Here is an 18429-nt window from a genome sequence, read left to right on the forward strand (position 1 = left end):
TGAGCTAAAAACACTTGATAAAAATTAAAATTTAAAAACATGCTAGCTTTAAAAGCAGAAAACATATCAAAACAATATCGTTTAGGACAGGTGGGAACAGGTACTCTTTCTCATGATCTTAATAGATTTTGGCATAAAGTAAGGGGAAAAGAAGACCCTTATTTAAAAATTGGAGAAGCTAACGACAGAACTTCCAAAGGGAATTCTGAATACGTTTGGTCTCTTCGCGACATTGATTTTGAAATTCAACAAGGTGATGCCGTAGGAATTATTGGAAGAAATGGTGCTGGAAAATCAACTTTACTAAAACTTTTAAGCAAAGTTACAAAGCCCACTACCGGAACAATTCATACGAATGGAAGAATTGCTTCTTTGTTGGAAGTAGGTACAGGTTTTCACCCTGAAATGACAGGGCGCGAAAATGTTTATCTTAATGGAGCAATCCTCGGGATGACAAGAAAAGAAATCACAAGAAAATTTGACGAAATTGTTGCCTTTTCAGGCGTAGAAAGATATATCGATACTCCCGTAAAAAGATACTCTTCAGGAATGTATGTACGTTTGGCATTTGCTGTTGCAGCTCATTTGGAATCTGAAATTTTAATCGTAGATGAAGTTTTAGCAGTAGGTGATGCAGATTTCCAAAAAAAATGTCTTGGAAAGATGGGAGACGTTACAAAAGGAGAAGGAAGAACGATTTTATTTGTAAGTCATAATATGACTGCTATAAAAGAGCTTTGTACAAAAGGAATTTTACTTAATCAAGGACAACTGGTATATTCTGGTAATATCATTAATACGATTACTGAATATCAAAAAAATAACGAGCAAAGCTCACACTTTTTACATGAAGGTCCTTTAGAAACCGCTCCGGGAAATGAAAATATCAGAATTTTAGAATTCTCCGCAGAACCAAACGAAGGATCATTGATTGATATAGAATCTGGTGTACGAATAAAACTAAGGTTTTTTAATTATAAAGCAGGAATAAATTTAGATACTACTTTTGAATTAAGAACTTATGAAGAAGTAGCTATTTTCCATACCGGAACTTTGATTTCTACGAACAATAATTCTAAAGCTAAGGAATATTCTGTAGAATTTACTCTTCCAAAAAACCTTCTCAATGCAGGAAATTATTACTTTAAACTTATTTTCGGAGAAGATCAGAGAATTCCGCTATATGTTGCTCCAAACCTTATTGGTTTTGAAGTTGAAAACGTAAAATTAGGGCAAAATTTGAATCTCCTTCCGGGAATCATAAGACCACAATTAGATTTTAAAATCTTCTAACATGGATCCAAAAATAATAAATCTACCGAAAATTTTAGATAAACGAGGAAATCTCTCTTTTTTTGAACATCCTAATCAATTACCCTTTCAGATAGAAAGAACATATTGGATTTATGATGTACCGGGCGGCGAGGTCAGAGGAAGTCATGCATTCAAAGAACAGCAAGAATTTATCATTGCACTCTCAGGAAGTTTTGATGTAATAATACATGACGGAAAAGAAGAAAAATCATTTTCTCTAAACAGATCTTATTACGGGCTATATGTTCCGAAAATGTATTGGCGCAAATTAGAAAATTTTTCTACCAATTCGTTAGCACTGATAGTTTCAGATAAGACTTATAATGAGAGTGATTATATCAGAGATTTTGATGAATTTAAAAAATTGGCAAATGAAAAATAACCTTTCTGTATTTGACTGCAGCACTATAGATTTAGGCAAAATTAATTTTGACGAAGGTAATCTTACAGTCGTTGAGAATAACTCTGGATTTCCATTCAACATAAAAAGAATTTTTTATTTATATGATATCGCAGGCGGAGAAAGCAGAGGAGCTCATTCTCACAAAGAATGTCATCAGTTTCTAATTGCCGCAAGCGGAAGTTTTGAAGTTTCATTGGATGATGGAAAATTCAAAAGACAGATTTTTCTTAATCGCCCCGATTTAGGATTACACATTCCTCCAGGAATATGGGCTTCAGAAATTAATTTTTCTTCCGGAGCTATTTGCCTTGTTTTAGCTTCTCATCAATACAATGAAGCAGATTATGTAAGAGATTATTCAACTTTCTTAAGCTTACAAAATGAAAAATAAAATTCATGATTTAGCAGATGTGCAAACAGAAAACATAGGTGAAGAAACCATGATTTGGCAGTTCTGCGTTGTTTTAAAAGGTGCTAAAATTGGTAATAATTGTAATATTAACTGTAACGTCCTTATTGAAAATGACGTAGTTATAGGAAATAATGTTACCATAAAACCAGGAGTACAGGTTTGGGATGGAGTAACATTAGAAGACAATGTATTTATTGGCCCCAATGTTACCTTTACTAATGATTTAATCCCTCGATCTAAGCAATATCCATTAGAATTTAGCAAAACTTTGGTAAAGAAAGGAGCTTCAATTGGAGCAAACTCTACCATTATCGCAGGAAATACTATTGGAGAAAGTGCTTTAATTGGTGCAGGAAGTGTTATCACAAAAGATATACCTGCAAACACTGTATGGTATGGAAATCCTGCTAAACACCGAGGTTTTATAACTAAAGAAGGAGTTCTTTTAAATCTAGATTTAAAGGACGAATCAGGAAAAGAATATATTTTTGAAGACACACAATTAGTTGTGAAAAATCCCGGCATATAAAGACTATTTAATATTACACAAATGGAATCAAAAAAATTATCTTTAATTCTGCTTTCTTATTATAGTGAACACCGAATTCTGGGAGTTTATAGTAATATTAAAAAATTACTGAACGAACACAATATACCATTCGAGTTTATTATAGTTGATGATGGTTCTAAAGATAATTCATATCAAGTAGCTTTAGATTTAGAAAAGCAAGAGCCCAATGTAAAGGCTTTTCAATTGAGTAAAAACTATACAAGTCATTATTCAATTTTCGCAGGACTTTCTATTTGTGAAGGTGCGTGTGCATTGCCTATTGTAGATGATGAGCAACAGCCTTATGATACTATCGTAGACATGTACAATCTATGGTTAAAAGGAGAAAAAATCATTATTCCTCACAGGATTACTCGAGATGATGATTGGAAAAGCAGTCTCTTTTCTGAAACATACTACAAAATAATGAATCAATTAACGGAGGTTCAATTTCCTACCGGAGGTGCTGATCTATTTTTTATTGACAGAGAAATTATTGATATACTTAATAAAAAGATCCATCCCATAAACACATCAACGGTTATTGAAATTTTAAGGTTAGGTTTTAATCCCTATTTTTATGGATATCACAGACCTTTGGGAGTCAACGAAAAGTCTCGTTGGACGTTGAAGAAAAAAATAAGACTAGCAAAAGATACTTTTTTTTCATCTTCATCATTTCCTATCAAATTTATTTTTAACCTTGGACTCTGGGTCTCTTTGATCTCATTTTTATTGATCATTTTTTATTCCTACATGAAATTATTTGGAGATCCTTATTGGGGAGATATGCTGCCAAAAGGATGGACAAGCATTATACTTTTCATCTCATTTTTTGGAGGATTAATTCTATTTTCATTAGGAATTATTGCAGAATATATTTGGAGAATTTTTGAAGAAGTGAAAAATCGTCCAGGATACATTATTAAAAATAAATAGCATCTTTTTAATTCTAATTAATAATGTTGAAAAATATAAAACCCATTCATTATCTGTTATCCATTTTCTTATTAAGCTTATTATATGCTTTTATAAGTATGGACACTCTTCCCTTTAAATATGCCGACATTTTTGATGAAAAAAATTACGTCGCGATCGTAAAAAACTTCTCTCATCTTCTTCGTTCTCAAACTTTTACACCGTATTACAATTCAAGACTATTAATTCCTACAATAGGTCATTGTCTATTCCGGATTTTAAATATTGAATATACTTTAACTAATATTGAAGCTGTATTTTTAGCATTAAATTTTTTAAGTATTATAGTTGCAATTTATTATTATTTTAAAATAGCTCAAATAAAAAAATATTCGCAAAGCACGACTATTCTTGGTTTCTGCTTTTTATTTGTTAATTTTTTTATTTTAAAATTTTCTAATTTTTATCCAATTTTAATGGATGTTTTTGGCTTCACATCCGGCTTAATATTATATTATTACTATCTCGCTAAAAATAAGGTTAAGTTTTATACTTCCTTATTGATTTTCATGTTTATTTTTCCAACAACAATTCTTATTGTTTTGGCTCTAATTACGGCTAATTTTATTGTTTTTAATGAAAAAGGTATTGAAATTAAAAAACATATCAAAACTTATAGGCTAGTTATATTTATTCCTATTATTTTATCATTACTATACTTTTATTACCATAATTATGACCTGTTGATTCTAAAAACGGCATCTGATTTCAGTATACAGTCTGCAGCAGGACTAATCCCAATTACAATATTCTTACTGGGTGGTTTTATTTTTCTCGCGCTGAAATATATTTTACCTTTATTAGATAAAATCTATTTAAATTTAAAAGGTTACTCCTCTTCAATGTTTATTTTCCCTGTTGGTATATTAGTTACCTATTTCCTAGTTAGTAAATATTTAAGTTTTAATTTCCATGGGCAAAATACACTTTCGTTAGAAAAATTCTTATTTAATATAGCACAACAGGCGACCTCATTTCCCTTAAAGTTTTTAATAACCCACTTTATATACTATGGAATCTTTATAATTTTTATCCTATACTTTCACCGAATCTTTTTTTCCTACATGAGAAAAACAGATTCTTTTCAAAAAATTATACTAATTATATTCATTCTTTTCTCTTTAGGAACAGAAACTAGACAATTTTTACAGCTATACCCTTTTGTTGTTATTTTATTTTTAGACTCTATTAAAGAATATAAATTTAACATCAAATTACTGATAGGCATATTTGCATTTCAATTGGTCTGGTCACGTTTTTGGTACACTATTAATTCTCCAGAAGGTTTTTTAAACAACGCTTTTCCTGGGCCAAATTTCTTAGAATTTCCCTCACAGCGATATTTCCAATTCCAGGGGCCTTGGCTATCAACGAATAATTCAATGATATACGGCGGGATTTTATTAATTACTTATATCATATTTAGAAAAATATTAAAGCTTTATCTTGTCGAGCCCCAAAATATTACTATGATTAAGGATTCTGAATAATTTATATATTTATAAACACTTTTAAACTAAATAAAAATACATCAAATGATAAAGTTTCTTGACTTACAAAAAATAAATTTACAATATCAACAAGAAATTGAAACCCAACTTCTAGAAGTTTTCCGTTCCGGATGGTATCTTATGGGAGAAAGACTGGCAAACTTTGAAAAAAATCTTTCCAACTATATTGGAGCTAAGCACGCTATTGGTGTTGCTAATGGTCTAGACGCATTACGCCTTATTTTAAGAGCATATATTGAGATGGGAGTCATGAATGTCGGAGACGAAATAATTGTGCCTTCAAATACATATATTGCTTCTATATTGGCAATTTCCGACAATGGTTTAGTTCCCGTTTTAGTAGAACCGGATATCAATACATATAATATAGACATCGCTAAAATAGAAGAAAAAACAACTTCTAAAACTAAAGGTATTCTTATTGTACACCTTCAAGGAAGAATTGTTTTTTCTAATGAATTGAAAGAAATAGCGCAAAAACATAATTTAAAAATCATTGAAGATAATGCACAAACCATCGGAGCAAAATGGAATGGCATAAGATCTGGAAACTTAGGAGATGCAGCAGGTTTTAGTTTTTATCCTGGTAAAAATTTAGGAGCCTTAGGCGATGCAGGAGCTGTAACAACTAACGATGATGAGTTGGCAAAAGCGATTAGAACTTTAGCAAATTATGGTTCTAGCCAAAAATATGTCAACATTTATAAAGGCTTGAATTCAAGATTAGATGAAATTCAGGCTGCTGTATTGGATGTAAAATTAAAATATATCGATACAGAAAATGAAACAAGAAGGCTTATCGCCAAACGTTTTATCAGTGAAATCACTAATCCCGAAATAATACTTCCTGAGTATCCTGAAAGTGAAGAAGAGCACGTGTGGCATGTTTTCGTTATCAGAAGTAAAAAGCGGGATATACTTCAAAAATATCTTACGGAGAACGGAATACAAACAATTATTCATTATCCTATTCCACCCCACAAACAAGAAGCATATAAAGAATGGAATGCACTTTCTTTTCCTATTAGCGAGAAAATCCATGACGAAGTTTTAAGTTTACCTATATCTCCGGTAATGACTTTGGAGGAAGTCTCAAAAGTTATAGATGTTTTAAATAATTTTTAATCAATATTTTGGAAAAAAAAGACTTAGTAAGTATAATCGTTTGTAGCTACAATCAAGGAAAATATATCGAGGAATGCCTTGATAGTATTAAGTCGCAGACCTACCCTAATATTCAGTTAATTGTTGCTGATGATGCTTCGCCAGATAATTCAGTTGATGTTTTTAAAAATTGGTTGACAGAAAACAATTATCCTGCTATTACCCATTTTCATCAAAAAAACACAGGACTGGCAACTGTTCTTAATGAATGTATTGAACTTGTAGAAGGTAAATATGTGAAAATTATTGCAGCCGATGATTTTCTTCATCCCGAATCTATAGAAAAGTGTGTCACAAAACTAGAAGACTTAGGGGACGAGTATGGAATGGCTTTCACAGACACTTACGCTATTGATGACAACTCAAATATTATTGCTGATATTGCTGATTATGAAACAACGGGCAATATGGACTCTTTAGCTTTCAGGACAGAACTTATCAAAGGAAACCGTATTGCTGCATTAACTGTTTTGATGCGAACAAAAGCTTTACAGGAAACCGGAAAGTATGATGCAAAAGTTCTTGTAGAAGATTATCAAAGATGGTTGAAAATAAATGAAAAATATTTAATAGCCTATATTTCGGAAAAACTTACCTACTATAGAATACATTCTTCAAATATTTCAAAAGCAAAATCAGAAAGAATAGAATTTGAAACACTTACACTTCAAATAGAATTTGATAAAGAAGGAGTTGCAAAGTCTAGAATTAATGACCGTACACAAAGGCAATATTTTTCAGGGAGTAAGCTTCCTAAAGAATATGTGAAATTATATAACAACTATCCTTTTCATATAAAAAGACTTGGTTTTGCATTAAAATATCATCTTCCGGTCTCATTGTATAAATTTTTAAATAAAATATTTTAAAAAATGAGTACAAAAGTTTCCATCATTGTCCCTTGCTATAATCAATCTTCATTTCTTGATAAATGTTTGCAGACGGTTCTTGAACAAACTTTTCAGGACTGGGAATGTATTATTGTAAATGACGGATCTAAAGATAATACAGAAGCTGTTGCAAAAATATGGGTAGAAAAAGATAGCCGTTTTCAATATCTTTATAAAGAAAATGGAGGTTTATCTTCCGCAAGAAATGCAGGAATGAAAATTTCAAAGGGAGAATATTTATTCTTTTTGGATTCTGATGATCATTTAACAAACAATCAGGCTATTCAAACCTTTATTTCTCATCTTAAGAATGAAGAAATGGATGTTGTATGCGGAGATCTGGAATATTTCTTTACAGACGGCAGAAAAGAAAGAGCTACAGCACTTAACAGATACAAGGATAAAAGCTTTGTATATGAAAATAATGAAGTCTTTAATGCATTTCTAGATAATGATATTTCCTCACCAGCCTGTAATAAGCTTTTCCTTTCATCTTTTATAAAGAAAAACAATATTTCATTTCAAGATAATTTATTGCATGAAGACGAGCTATGGTCTTTTGAGGTTTTTTCAAAAGCAAGAAAAGCAGTTACTTTTAATGAAATTACATACAGTTACTTCAAAGGAAATGAGCACTCTATAACAGCTAATTATACTCAAAAAAATATAGATTCTATTATTTATATCATTAAGACAATTATTAATAAAATCTGTACTGAAAAGGTTTTATTTGAAAATATTGATAAGAATAAACTCATAAAACATATTGTAAAGCTATCAAGATCTTTCCTTAATAACAATGTCATTATATCTCAGCCAAAGCTGTGGATGGCAAAGTACAACGAAGTAAGTAGTATCTATAAAGTATCTTGTTTAAATAATATTGAACAAAAATTTAGATATCCTTCGATTTTTAATCATTTTTTGATTAAAGAGAAAAAAAAGACATATACTTTTAAAGGTTCAGGTGTATATATGAATTTTTTAAATAAATTTTTAACATTTTAAATATGCATATATCGGTAATTATTCCTGTATATAATGCTGCTGATTTTATAGAAAAAGCGGCAGAATCTGCATTACAATTTTCTGAAGTAAGAGAAATCTTATTATTAGACGACGGATCTACTGACGGATCTATAGAAATCTGTGAAAAACTTGCAGAGAAGTATGATTTTGTGAAGTTTATTCAGCATCCTGATAAAAAAAACCATGGTGTTTCTGCAACCCGTAATCTAGGAATGGATCTGGCTTCTCAGGAATTCATTACTTTTTTAGATGCAGATGATTTTTACTTACCTAACCGCTTTGATGCAGAGAGAGAATATTTCAAAAATCCTGAAATTGATGGTGTTTTTGGAGCAATAGGAGTAGAATTTGTAACAGAAGCCGGTAAACAAAAATATCTTTCTGTAATTAATGATACCGGACTTACAACTGTACACCATGCAGCCGAAGGTATAGAAGTTTTCTACGGATTATCACAAATTGATCTTACTTTTGGAACTTTCTTTTCTCTTATTGCCACGACTTTAAGAAAAAAAGCAATTGAAAACCCTAAATTAAGGCTTAACGAAAGCATGAGAATGCATGAGGATAAAGATTTTATTGTAAAACTTTCTTATCACTGTCATCTTAAATCCGGATTTATTGATGAGGCTGTAGCAATAAGAACAGGTCATGAAAACAACACATTTTCATCCGTCCAAAATAAATCGAAAGCCTATTATCAAAATCAGGAAAAATTGTATGAGTCATTATTTAAATGGGCAAGAACACAGGAAAAAATGCCTGAGGAAGCTTTAGAATTATTTAAATTAAAGCATTTATGCGCCAAAATCTCTACAAAATCAGGAATTAATAAATATATTTCATATGCTTTATACTCTGTAGCAAATCCTAAGCTTCTTAAGACTAGATACCGATATTTTGCACTGAAAAATTATCTTTAAAACTTAATTTATTATATTAGATCTTTCTCAAAATAAATTCCCTCTGAAAGATAAAATATCCAACTTTTGAAAAACGACTAACAAATGATTATAGGAAATGGTGTTTTAGCAAACGCAATAAAAGATTTTGATATAGAAAATGTAATTTTTTTCGCATCAGGTGTTTCTAATTCACTAGAAAACAGAACATCTGAATTTGAAAGAGAAATAAATCTTCTGAATTCAACGATCGAAGAGCATCCAGAAAAAAAACTAATTTATTTTTCTACCTGCAGTATCTATGATTCTTCAAAATCAGACAGCCTTTATGTTCTTCATAAGCTTAATGTTGAAAAAATAATTTCTGAAAAATGCAGTAAATATTCAATTTTCAGAGTAGGAAATGCCGTAGGAAAAGGCGGAAATACCAATACGTTAATTAATTTCCTTAAGCATTCTATAGAAACAGATAAAAAAATTCAAGTTCACAGCAAAGCAAAAAGAGTTTTCATTGGCGTGAACGATGTTGCACTTTTTATCAATCAAAATATTGAAATTATAGAAAATAAAATCTACAATCTTGTATATCCTTATCAATTTTCTTTAGAGGAAGTTATTACACCTCTAGAAAAGCATTTGAATAAAAAAGCATTGTACGATATTGTTGACGAAGGTGCTTTTTACGACATCGATTTTGAAGAAGGCACAAAATCGTTCTTCAACGGAATTTCTCCTGAAGAATATCTGAAAAAATTATATACCACCTATTTATAATTATCATCATGTCTATAAATAATTTAATTAATAATAGTATTCAGACAATGTCTTCCCGGGCAGCATGTCTTATAGTAAGTATTGTCTTCTTACTATCTAACTTTATTTTTTATCCTGTAGTCTTTGAGCAAAATGATGATGTAATTATGAAGCTTATTGCTAACGGATACTTTACCGGCCAAGCAGAGTCTCACTTAGTATTTATAAATATTATCGCTGGTTCTATTTTAAAGTTTTTATACACTTATATTCCTAGAATAGAATGGTATGCAGTAATGCAGATAGGACTTATTATAACAGTCTTTTTTTCAAATTTATATTGTATTATAAAGTATGAAACTAATGCTAAGAGACTTATTTTAACATTGATAAATCTTAGCTTAATATATTTTCTATCCCGATTACAATTCAGCTATGTGTCTGGTTTTTTGGCGATTTCTGCAGTAATTTCACAGTTTTATGGGCTTACTAATGACAATAAAAAACTATTGGCATTCTCGGTAGTTTTAATGCTTTTGTCATCACTCATCAGATTTGAAATGTTTTTCTTTACATATCCAATTCTCTTTATTACTTTCTTATTTAAGATTAAAAAGGTGCTGAGTGTAAAGGTTGCAGTGATTGGTGGAGTATTAATTATAGGAGCATTTTTAATTAATCAATTCAGCTATAAAAATAATCCGGATTGGAAAAACTATCAAGACTATAATAAAGCGCGTGGTACTGTTACAAATAATTTAAATTTAAACCTGGACGATAAGAATTTAATTCAAACTTTAAAGTTGAATGATGAAGATCGTTTTCTTTTGAGTAACTATATTTTTACAGAAAATTTAACTACAGAAAAACTAAAAAAGTTAGCTTCTTATTCAAAAGAAAGCCATGTATCTATTGAGAAATCTGTGGTCTCTATCTATTCTTATGTAACAGCTTATTCTATTGTAATTATTGCATTTTTACTTGTAAGTCTAATTACACGCAGATTTACAGTCGCCATTGCAATACTCTTACATATAATAATGATTTTAATAACGGTGAGATTTTCCAATATGGTACAATACAGAATTCTTTATCCTACCCTTTTCTGTTTACTGTTTCTATATTTACAATCTTTAAAAACGGATGAATCAAAGTCTTTATCTGTTTTTTTAACGGCTTCACTATCAATATTTGTCTTGATCCAAGTTAGAGATATTAAGAAGAATACGTTTTTTAATATAAGAGCGCAAAATAACATTCGCGAAATTGAAATGCAGCTTCCTAAGAATAAAGCTTATTTGGTAGATCCAACATCCAATTATTTTCTAATCGGAAGAAGCGCTTTTGAAAATCCGGAAAGAAAATTCGTCTTCTTTGGCTGGCTTACCAATTTCCCTACAAATAAAAAAACGTATCCTGATTATAATTCTAATTTATATCGAATGGCAGAACATCCTCTCATCATTTCAAACATGAATTATAACAAATTAAAATCTTTTATTTTTAATAAAACAATATATACGATTCAGGAGAAAAATATTGTTGTTCCTACAGTCAAAACGCAATAAATATTATCCGCAAAGTTCCCAAAATTAGTATATTTACAAAAATTTATTCCACAAATGATAAGTATTATAAGTCCCGTTTATCGTGCAGAGAAAATTTTGCCAACATTGGTTTCAGAAATAGATTCTGTGATGACCAAAATAGGAGAAAAATACGAAATCATCCTTGTAGATGACAGAAGCCCCGATAACTCTTGGGAAGTTATGCAGTCCCTTGCTGCCAATAACTCAAATTTAAAAGTATTTCGGTTGAGTCGTAATTTCGGACAGCATCCAACTATTATAGCAGGACTTACAAAAGCAAGCGGCGATTGGGTTGTTGTAATGGATTGCGACATGCAGGATCAACCCAAAGAAATAGAAAAACTATATTCAAAAGCCCTTGAAGGATATGATGTAGTATTAGCAAGAAGAGAATTACGTATAGATTCTTTCTTCAAAAGATTGAGCTCTAAAATTTTCTATAAAGTTTTTAATTATCTTGCAGGAATAGAGATTAATAATGAGATCGCTAATTTTGGAATATATAAAAGGAAGGTTGTAAATTCTGTTTTAAATATTAATGATTCTATAAAATTCTTCCCTTTATTTATAAATTGGGTAGGTTATAAAACCATTAGTGTATCTGTAGAACACAGTTCCAGAGAAGAAGGAAAATCTTCGTACAGCATGTCCAGACTTATTTCTCTGGCATTTGATGTAATCATCTCATTTTCAGACAAACCATTAAAAATATTTGTAGGGTTTGGTAGCGTCATATCCTTATTGGCAGTACTTGTAGGAGCTTACTTTATGGTAAGTTATTTTGACGGATCAATTACCGAGCCCGGATTCAGCTCACTTATTCTTTCCATATGGTTCTTATCAGGCGTTATCATAAGCTGTATCGGAATTGTAGGAATCTATTTAGGAAAAACATTTAATCAAACCAAAAACAGACCTGTTTTTATAATCGATGAAAATAATGAACATTAACTTTCTACAGTGGGACAGTGATTTTTTCAAGAAAAAGATCGGTGAAATCTCTTTAAATAAAAAAGAAAATATTAATTTTAATGATGAATATGACCTCATCGTTGTAAAACAGTCATCTGATTTTGATGTTGACCTCGAAGGATACAATCTTATATTTCAAGAAACTAAAGTCAATTTTATAAAAACTTTGGATGATGTTAATGATTCAGTTTATGACATTATTCAAGATACTGATCATAATGAAAAATCAGTAGATTTCTTTAAAGGATTAGCATATGAAAGCGGAAAAATGAGCCGTTTTTTATTAGATCCGGCTTTTGGCGAAGCGAAATTTAAAGAACTGTATGATATGTGGATCATCAATAGCCTCAATAAAAAATTTGCAGTGAAAACCTTCTTTATTGAGGAAGCAAATGAAGCTATTGGTTTTGTAACTGTTCAAAAATATGATACACTCGGGAAAATAGGATTAATTGCCACTCATCCGGATTTTCAAGGAAAAGGATTTGGAAAAAAACTATTAAAAACGGCAGAAGATTTCTGCATTAAAAACGGAATTACTCATTTGGAAATTCCAACACAAAAAGAAAATACTCAGGCCTGTGCATTTTATGAAAAGCAAGGCTATACAATAAAAGATGAAATAATTATAAAACACTACTGGAAAAATGACTCCCTTTAACAAACCTTATCTTACAGGAAAAGAAACTAAATACATAGAAGAAGCTGTTGCTACAGGAAAAATTTCTGGAAATGGTATTTTTACTCAAAAATGCCAAAAGTTTTTTGAAGACACCTATGATTTCAAAAAAGCACTTCTTACCACATCATGCACCGATGCACTGGAAATGTGTGCAATTCTAGCAGATATCAATGCCGGAGATGAAGTTATAGTTCCCAGCTATACCTTTGTATCTTCTGCATTACCTTTTGTAAGACAAAATGCGAAAATCATTTTTGCAGATTCTTACTCTGATAATCCCAATATTGATGCTGATAAAATTGAAAGTTTAATTACCGACAAAACTAAAGCAATCGTTATCGTACATTATGCAGGTATTGCCTGCGATATGGAAAAAATTCTTGAGATCGCAGAAAAGCATAATCTAATCGTTATCGAAGATGCAGCTCAGGCAATCGACAGCTATTATATCTTCAAAGATGGCACCCAAAAAGCTTTGGGAAGTATTGGTCATTTAGGAGCATTCTCTTTTCATGAAACTAAAAATATTATCTCCGGAGAAGGCGGAATGCTTACGATAAATGATGAACGTTTCATCAACAGAGCTGAAATTATTTGGGAGAAAGGCACAAATCGTTCTATGTTTTTCCGTGGCGAAATCAATAAATATGGTTGGGTGGATACCGGTTCTTCTTTTTTACCTAGTGAAATTATTTCTGCATTTCTTTGGGCGCAATTAGAAAACATTAAACCAATTCAAGAAAAAAGACTTGAAATTTGGAACAGATATTACGAGGGATTAAAAGACAATACAAATATTGCTTTACCTCTAATGCCGAAATATGCCACCAATAATGCACATATGTTTTACATTACGTGTAAAGATCTTGATTTCAGAACAGGGCTTATTAAAAAACTAAAAGAAAGTGATATTTTAGCTGTTTTTCACTATTTATCATTGCATAAAAGCGATTTTTACGCTCAAAAACATGATGATAGAGACCTTCCTAATTCTGATCATTTTGAAAACTGCCTGCTAAGACTTCCTTTATTTTATGAACTGACTGAAGCTCAGCAACAAAATGTTATCAATATCATCAACGAATTTTAAATAACTTTTCATGAAAAAAATTGATTCTGAAATATTTAAAGAAGAATATCAAGTAAAAAATGGAAAGTATATTTTTATACCTGTTCACGAAGAAATAGTAACAGATTTCCTTGATAAATTCAAGTATAAGATAAAGAAATTTAACAAGGTTTACAGCGCACTGATAGAAATTATCAGTCCCGTTTATCCCCAACCTTTTTTTGATGCAAAACGTATTATCCGTAAAGAAATAAAAGGAAAAGATGTAGTTGCCTTAAATCTGGGAAGCGGAAATTCAGATTTTGGTGATGATCTTTTAAACGTTGATCTTCTACCCTATGATAATGTAGATGTTATTTGTGATATTGAGAAATTACCTTTTAAGGATAATAGCGTAGACTATATTATAAATATTGCAGTATTAGAACACGTTCCTAACCCTCAAAAAGTAATTGCAGAAATACATCGAGTAATGAAACCTGGAGGAAAAATATATTGCTTTATTCCCTTTATGCAGCCTTTTCACGCTTCGCCTTATGATTTCCAAAGATTTACATATGAGGGAATGAAACATCAATTCAAAGAATTTGAGATTTTAAATTTAAAACCCGTTGGCCCAACTTCCGGGATGCTTTGGGTAGTTCAGGAATGGTTTGCATTGGTTTTCTCTTTCGGTATAAAACCACTTCATACATTTCTTTACTTGCTTTTTATGATTCTTACTTTCCCAATTAAATTTCTGGATGTTATTTTTCAGTTTTACCCGATGAGTAAAAATGTAGCTTCAGGATTCAGTATAGAATGCATTAAAAAATAAAAACAGATGGAAAAAAAATTATATTGGAATGCAGTAGGATTTATCTTTTTATTAGGTGCCTTGTTTATGGGATATTTTGTTTATTCCAATCTTAACAAAGGCTTTATAATGAATGATGAAGCTTATTATCTGGTTCATTTCCGAGATTTCAATAAAATAATTACTGTAGATGCTACCAATTATTTTAGAATCTTTCAAGTTTTTTATACCGATAATATTTATCATTTCAGACTCATTACTTATGCTCTTCTGAACGTTTCGTCTTACCTCCTATTTTTTTTAGTAGGTAAATATTATAAGTTAAAAATATCTCCTTTTTTATTCGGGGTATTGGGGCTTTGCATGAATTTTCTGACATGGCCAGCAACAATAGTCGCTTTAAATCAATATCATGGAAATACAATACTGATCAATATTTCTTTGTCATGTATGATGTTATTCTTACTGTACAGAAAATCATTGTTTATTCTTATCAGTGGGTTTATACTAGGAATATTTCTTTTTGATGGAGTACCACATACCATTACAATAATTCCTATTACGGCATATCTCCTTTATAATTTTTGGAAAAAAGATAAAAAAGTAATATTCCTTTTTGGAGGCGGAATTCTACTGGGAATTTTGTTTTATTTCTCTTTTATTGAAAGCTTTTCAACGTTTGTAAAGCAACTGGAGTATATAGAAATTTATAAACGTTTCCATAGAAAACAACATCCTATCCGTTTCTATTTCTATTGGGCGGCGCAAGTTATTGGTTTCATTGTAATTCCTTTGACATTATTTCTTTATTTAATAAATAAATATTTAGTTAAAACCAAGAAAACAAACATATTAGATTATATACTTTTAGGAGCTGGTATTCTGATAGCTTTAACCTCTTTTTATTATCAGAACCTTCACATACATTACGTATTCCTAGGGCTTTTAGTGTATCGATTTTTTCTTGGTGATTCTAGCTCAGAAGCCAAAACATTTTTATTAGTTCTATTCTTCGTTCCGTTTGGGTTGGCCTTTGGTTCTGGATTTTACTTTCATATCAGAGGGGGAATGTATCAAATCTATTTTTTCCTCGCACTAAATATTATTCTCATAAAATTATACCCTTTAAAGAGTTATCTAATCTACATTATAACATTTTCTATCTATATAATTATGTATCCTAGCTTTATTCATGATAAAGGCTGGAAGGATTTCGTATATACAGAACAGACTGAAAAAGTAAAAATAAATGGCTACGATTTATATTTAGACAAAAAAAGGAAAAGTGAGATAGAAGAACTTCGCCCTTATTTACAAAATCAACAAAATGTTATCTATTCAAGTAATCATTTAATGGGATATCTGTATATTTTAAATGCAAAACCTCCTATTTACTATTACTTTACTTTGAAAGCCTACATTAGTTTTATCATCGAAAAAGAAGGTAAAAAACCGGATGATTTCATTTATCTTGAAAGTACTGATTATCTTTTTAGTCCGAAAGAATTTATACCTTTAAAGTTCGTAAGCCATCCTGAAAAATACAAAGTAGTAAAAACAGGAAAATTTACATTATATCTACCCTCAGATTATCAAAAAAAGTAAAAACAAATGTGTGGAATAGCTGGAATCATCACCAACAATGCAGAGAATTATCAGGACAGGATAAAAAAAATGACAGATGCCATGGTCTATCGCGGTCCGGATTCTTCTCATTTTGAATTTTATGCAAACGCTGCATTAGGTCACAGAAGACTTTCAATTATCGATCTTTCTGAAAATGGGAAACAACCTATGTTTTCCAGCACAAAAAAAGAATGTATTGTTTTAAATGGTGAAATTTATGGTTACCAAGATATAAAAGATCAGTATTCGGATTATCCTTACCACGGAAGTTCAGATACAGAAGTTATTCTTGCAATGTATCAGAAAAAACAAAAAAATCTGATTCATGATCTTCCCGGAATGTTTGCTTTTGCCATTTGGGATGATGAAAAGCAGGAATTATTCTGCGCAAGAGACCGTTTCGGGGAAAAGCCATTTTATTACGCTATCGGAGAGAATGGTGAATTCATTTTTGCATCTGAAATTAAAGCAATTTTGGCTTCAGGATTAATAAAACCAGAGATTGATAAAGCGCAGATTGCTTATTATTTAAAGAATGGCTACATTCATCCACATAAAACTATTTATAAAAACATTTCCAACCTTAAACCGGCACATACACTGGAACTTAAAGATGGAAAAATTGAAACAAAACCATATTGGACGATCCCAACTGAAACTTCAAAACTGACTTTGGATGACAGTATTGAAAAATTCAAATATCTTTTTGATAACGCTATAAAAAAACAGTTGGTTGCCGATGTTCCTGTAGGCTCATTTCTTTCAGGAGGGCTGGATTCCAGTACAATTGTTGCTGTTGCTTCCAAGTATAAAGAAAACATTAAAACGTTGGTTTATGGCTACGAAAGTGGTGATTTAAACGAAATGCCGTATGCACAAGCTATTGCAGATAAATATAAAACCGACCATCATATTATTTTAGATAAAAAACAGAAAATTTCTGAAACCTTACAGGAAGTTTATTCCTACATGGACGAACCTTTGATGGATACTTCTTTGCTTCCAACTCATCTTATTTTTAAAGAAGCTGCGAAGGATCTAAAAGTAATTCTTTCCGGTGACGTTGGAGATGAGCTTTTTGGAGGATACAGTTTTTACAGATATAATATAAACCTTTCTCAAAAAGGATTTTATTCTGATTATCTTTCAAAAATGATTCTTTTGGCTGGTAAGTTTAAGGAAATCGGGTCGGAAAGACGCCACAGAGCAGAATACACTGACACTCTAGATTATCATCAAAATAAAGTTCGAAATCATTTTACAGCCTCTGAAATTAAAAATCTAGGCATTAGCGATGAAATTCCTGGGCAGAATTTTAGTTTTACACCTAAAAATGAAGACTACAATGATCTAATGCGAATTGATCTTGAAAAATATGTACCCGGAAATATGCTTTTGAAAGGCGACAGAACTTCTATGTACAATTCTATTGAGGTAAGAATTCCGTTTTTAGATATTGATTTTGCAGAGTTTTGTATTCAACTTCCATGGCAGTATAAAGTAAACTCAACCGAAGATAAAATTATATTAAGAAAAGCCTATTCTCAGGCTTGGACAGAAGAAATTGCAAAACGTAAGAAAAATGGCTTCGGCGCTTCTGTGAATGAATGGTTCAAAGAACCCGAACTACAAGATCTAAGCAAAGAACTTCTTGAAAATAAGAATAGTTATATATTTAAGTTTTTAGACTTCAATGAAGTACAAAAAAAGCTTAACAAACAGATGCAACATTGGAGTCTGTTGATTCTAGCACTTTGGTTCGAGAATAATAAAAATTATTTACAGTAAT

Annotated in this window: 18 protein-coding genes; all 18 read left to right on the forward strand. The window is 30.9% G+C overall.

The window, feature by feature from the left end; genetic code table 11:
- Positions 1-39: 39 nt before the first annotated feature.
- Positions 40-1293, forward strand: a complete 1254-nt coding sequence (locus SB689_RS06930; RefSeq protein ID WP_410691405.1) for a polysaccharide ABC transporter ATP-binding protein — start codon at positions 40-42, stop codon at positions 1291-1293.
- Position 1294: 1 nt separating this feature from the next.
- Positions 1295-1696 (forward strand): sugar 3,4-ketoisomerase, encoded by a 402-nt coding sequence (locus tag SB689_RS06935; protein WP_410691406.1) that lies wholly within the window; start codon positions 1295-1297, stop codon positions 1694-1696.
- On the forward strand, positions 1686-2108 hold the full coding sequence (locus SB689_RS06940; RefSeq protein WP_410691407.1) for a sugar 3,4-ketoisomerase: 423 nt from the start codon (positions 1686-1688) through the stop codon (positions 2106-2108). The genes SB689_RS06935 and SB689_RS06940 overlap by 11 nt, the downstream gene beginning before the upstream one ends.
- The gene (locus SB689_RS06945) at positions 2098-2658 is read left to right on the forward strand and encodes an acyltransferase (RefSeq protein ID WP_410691408.1); all 561 of its coding nucleotides are present in this window, start codon (positions 2098-2100) and stop codon (positions 2656-2658) included. Before SB689_RS06940 ends, SB689_RS06945 begins: the two co-directional genes overlap by 11 nt.
- Positions 2659-2679: 21 nt before the next feature.
- A complete protein-coding gene (locus SB689_RS06950; RefSeq protein WP_410691409.1) occupies positions 2680-3618 on the forward strand; it encodes a glycosyltransferase in 939 nt (312 codons plus the stop codon).
- Positions 3619-3641: 23 nt separating this feature from the next.
- The gene (locus SB689_RS06955; protein WP_410691410.1) at positions 3642-5147 is read left to right on the forward strand and encodes a hypothetical protein; all 1506 of its coding nucleotides are present in this window, start codon (positions 3642-3644) and stop codon (positions 5145-5147) included.
- Positions 5148-5192: 45 nt separating this feature from the next.
- On the forward strand, positions 5193-6293 hold the full coding sequence (locus tag SB689_RS06960) for a DegT/DnrJ/EryC1/StrS family aminotransferase (RefSeq protein ID WP_410691411.1): 1101 nt from the start codon (positions 5193-5195) through the stop codon (positions 6291-6293).
- A gap of 8 nt (positions 6294-6301) precedes the next feature.
- The gene (locus SB689_RS06965; RefSeq protein WP_410691412.1) at positions 6302-7201 is read left to right on the forward strand and encodes a glycosyltransferase family 2 protein; all 900 of its coding nucleotides are present in this window, start codon (positions 6302-6304) and stop codon (positions 7199-7201) included.
- A gap of 3 nt (positions 7202-7204) precedes the next feature.
- Positions 7205-8230, forward strand: a complete 1026-nt coding sequence (locus SB689_RS06970) for a glycosyltransferase family 2 protein (RefSeq protein WP_410691413.1) — start codon at positions 7205-7207, stop codon at positions 8228-8230.
- A gap of 2 nt (positions 8231-8232) precedes the next feature.
- Entirely contained in the window at positions 8233-9174 is a 942-nt protein-coding gene (locus SB689_RS06975; protein WP_410691414.1) for a glycosyltransferase family 2 protein, read from the forward strand.
- 84 nt (positions 9175-9258) lie between these two features.
- Positions 9259-9927 (forward strand): NAD-dependent epimerase/dehydratase family protein, encoded by a 669-nt coding sequence (locus tag SB689_RS06980; protein ID WP_410691415.1) that lies wholly within the window; start codon positions 9259-9261, stop codon positions 9925-9927.
- Positions 9928-9935: 8 nt separating this feature from the next.
- Complete coding sequence (locus SB689_RS06985) at positions 9936-11474, forward strand: hypothetical protein (protein ID WP_410691416.1); 1539 nt, start codon at positions 9936-9938, stop codon at positions 11472-11474.
- A gap of 54 nt (positions 11475-11528) precedes the next feature.
- Entirely contained in the window at positions 11529-12446 is a 918-nt protein-coding gene (locus SB689_RS06990; RefSeq protein WP_410691417.1) for a glycosyltransferase family 2 protein, read from the forward strand.
- Positions 12436-13128 carry a GNAT family N-acetyltransferase gene (locus SB689_RS06995; RefSeq protein WP_410691418.1) on the forward strand — a complete coding sequence of 231 codons (693 nt, stop codon included), beginning with the start codon at positions 12436-12438 and terminating at the stop codon, positions 13126-13128. The genes SB689_RS06990 and SB689_RS06995 overlap by 11 nt, the downstream gene beginning before the upstream one ends.
- The gene (rffA, locus tag SB689_RS07000; RefSeq protein ID WP_410691419.1) at positions 13115-14239 is read left to right on the forward strand and encodes a dTDP-4-amino-4,6-dideoxygalactose transaminase; all 1125 of its coding nucleotides are present in this window, start codon (positions 13115-13117) and stop codon (positions 14237-14239) included. The genes SB689_RS06995 and rffA overlap by 14 nt, the downstream gene beginning before the upstream one ends.
- A gap of 10 nt (positions 14240-14249) precedes the next feature.
- Positions 14250-15035 carry a class I SAM-dependent methyltransferase gene (locus SB689_RS07005; protein ID WP_410691420.1) on the forward strand — a complete coding sequence of 262 codons (786 nt, stop codon included), beginning with the start codon at positions 14250-14252 and terminating at the stop codon, positions 15033-15035.
- Positions 15036-15041: 6 nt separating this feature from the next.
- A complete protein-coding gene (locus SB689_RS07010) occupies positions 15042-16619 on the forward strand; it encodes a hypothetical protein (RefSeq protein ID WP_410691421.1) in 1578 nt (525 codons plus the stop codon).
- 6 nt (positions 16620-16625) lie between these two features.
- A complete protein-coding gene (asnB, locus tag SB689_RS07015) occupies positions 16626-18428 on the forward strand; it encodes an asparagine synthase (glutamine-hydrolyzing) (protein ID WP_410691422.1) in 1803 nt (600 codons plus the stop codon).
- The last annotated feature ends 1 nt before the right edge of the window (position 18429 follow it).

This window comes from Chryseobacterium sp. SIMBA_038 (genome assembly GCF_046535115.1).
Taxonomy (GTDB): domain Bacteria; phylum Bacteroidota; class Bacteroidia; order Flavobacteriales; family Weeksellaceae; genus Chryseobacterium.

Bases quoted from the DNA above. Each gene is read 5' to 3' on its own strand.
- SB689_RS06930 (WP_410691405.1), top strand. From the start codon at position 40: ATGCTAGCTTTAAAAGCAGAAAACATATCAAAACAATATCGTTTAGGA.
- SB689_RS06935 (WP_410691406.1), top strand. From the start codon at position 1,295: ATGGATCCAAAAATAATAAATCTACCGAAAATTTTAGATAAACGAGGA.
- SB689_RS06940 (WP_410691407.1), top strand. From the start codon at position 1,686: ATGAAAAATAACCTTTCTGTATTTGACTGCAGCACTATAGATTTAGGC.
- SB689_RS06945 (WP_410691408.1), top strand. From the start codon at position 2,098: ATGAAAAATAAAATTCATGATTTAGCAGATGTGCAAACAGAAAACATA.
- SB689_RS06950 (WP_410691409.1), top strand. From the start codon at position 2,680: ATGGAATCAAAAAAATTATCTTTAATTCTGCTTTCTTATTATAGTGAA.
- SB689_RS06955 (WP_410691410.1), top strand. From the start codon at position 3,642: ATGTTGAAAAATATAAAACCCATTCATTATCTGTTATCCATTTTCTTA.
- SB689_RS06960 (WP_410691411.1), top strand. From the start codon at position 5,193: ATGATAAAGTTTCTTGACTTACAAAAAATAAATTTACAATATCAACAA.
- SB689_RS06970 (WP_410691413.1), top strand. From the start codon at position 7,205: ATGAGTACAAAAGTTTCCATCATTGTCCCTTGCTATAATCAATCTTCA.
- SB689_RS06975 (WP_410691414.1), top strand. From the start codon at position 8,233: ATGCATATATCGGTAATTATTCCTGTATATAATGCTGCTGATTTTATA.
- SB689_RS06980 (WP_410691415.1), top strand. From the start codon at position 9,259: ATGATTATAGGAAATGGTGTTTTAGCAAACGCAATAAAAGATTTTGAT.
- SB689_RS06985 (WP_410691416.1), top strand. From the start codon at position 9,936: ATGTCTATAAATAATTTAATTAATAATAGTATTCAGACAATGTCTTCC.
- SB689_RS06990 (WP_410691417.1), top strand. From the start codon at position 11,529: ATGATAAGTATTATAAGTCCCGTTTATCGTGCAGAGAAAATTTTGCCA.
- SB689_RS06995 (WP_410691418.1), top strand. From the start codon at position 12,436: ATGAACATTAACTTTCTACAGTGGGACAGTGATTTTTTCAAGAAAAAG.
- rffA (WP_410691419.1), top strand. From the start codon at position 13,115: ATGACTCCCTTTAACAAACCTTATCTTACAGGAAAAGAAACTAAATAC.
- SB689_RS07005 (WP_410691420.1), top strand. From the start codon at position 14,250: ATGAAAAAAATTGATTCTGAAATATTTAAAGAAGAATATCAAGTAAAA.
- SB689_RS07010 (WP_410691421.1), top strand. From the start codon at position 15,042: ATGGAAAAAAAATTATATTGGAATGCAGTAGGATTTATCTTTTTATTA.
- asnB (WP_410691422.1), top strand. From the start codon at position 16,626: ATGTGTGGAATAGCTGGAATCATCACCAACAATGCAGAGAATTATCAG.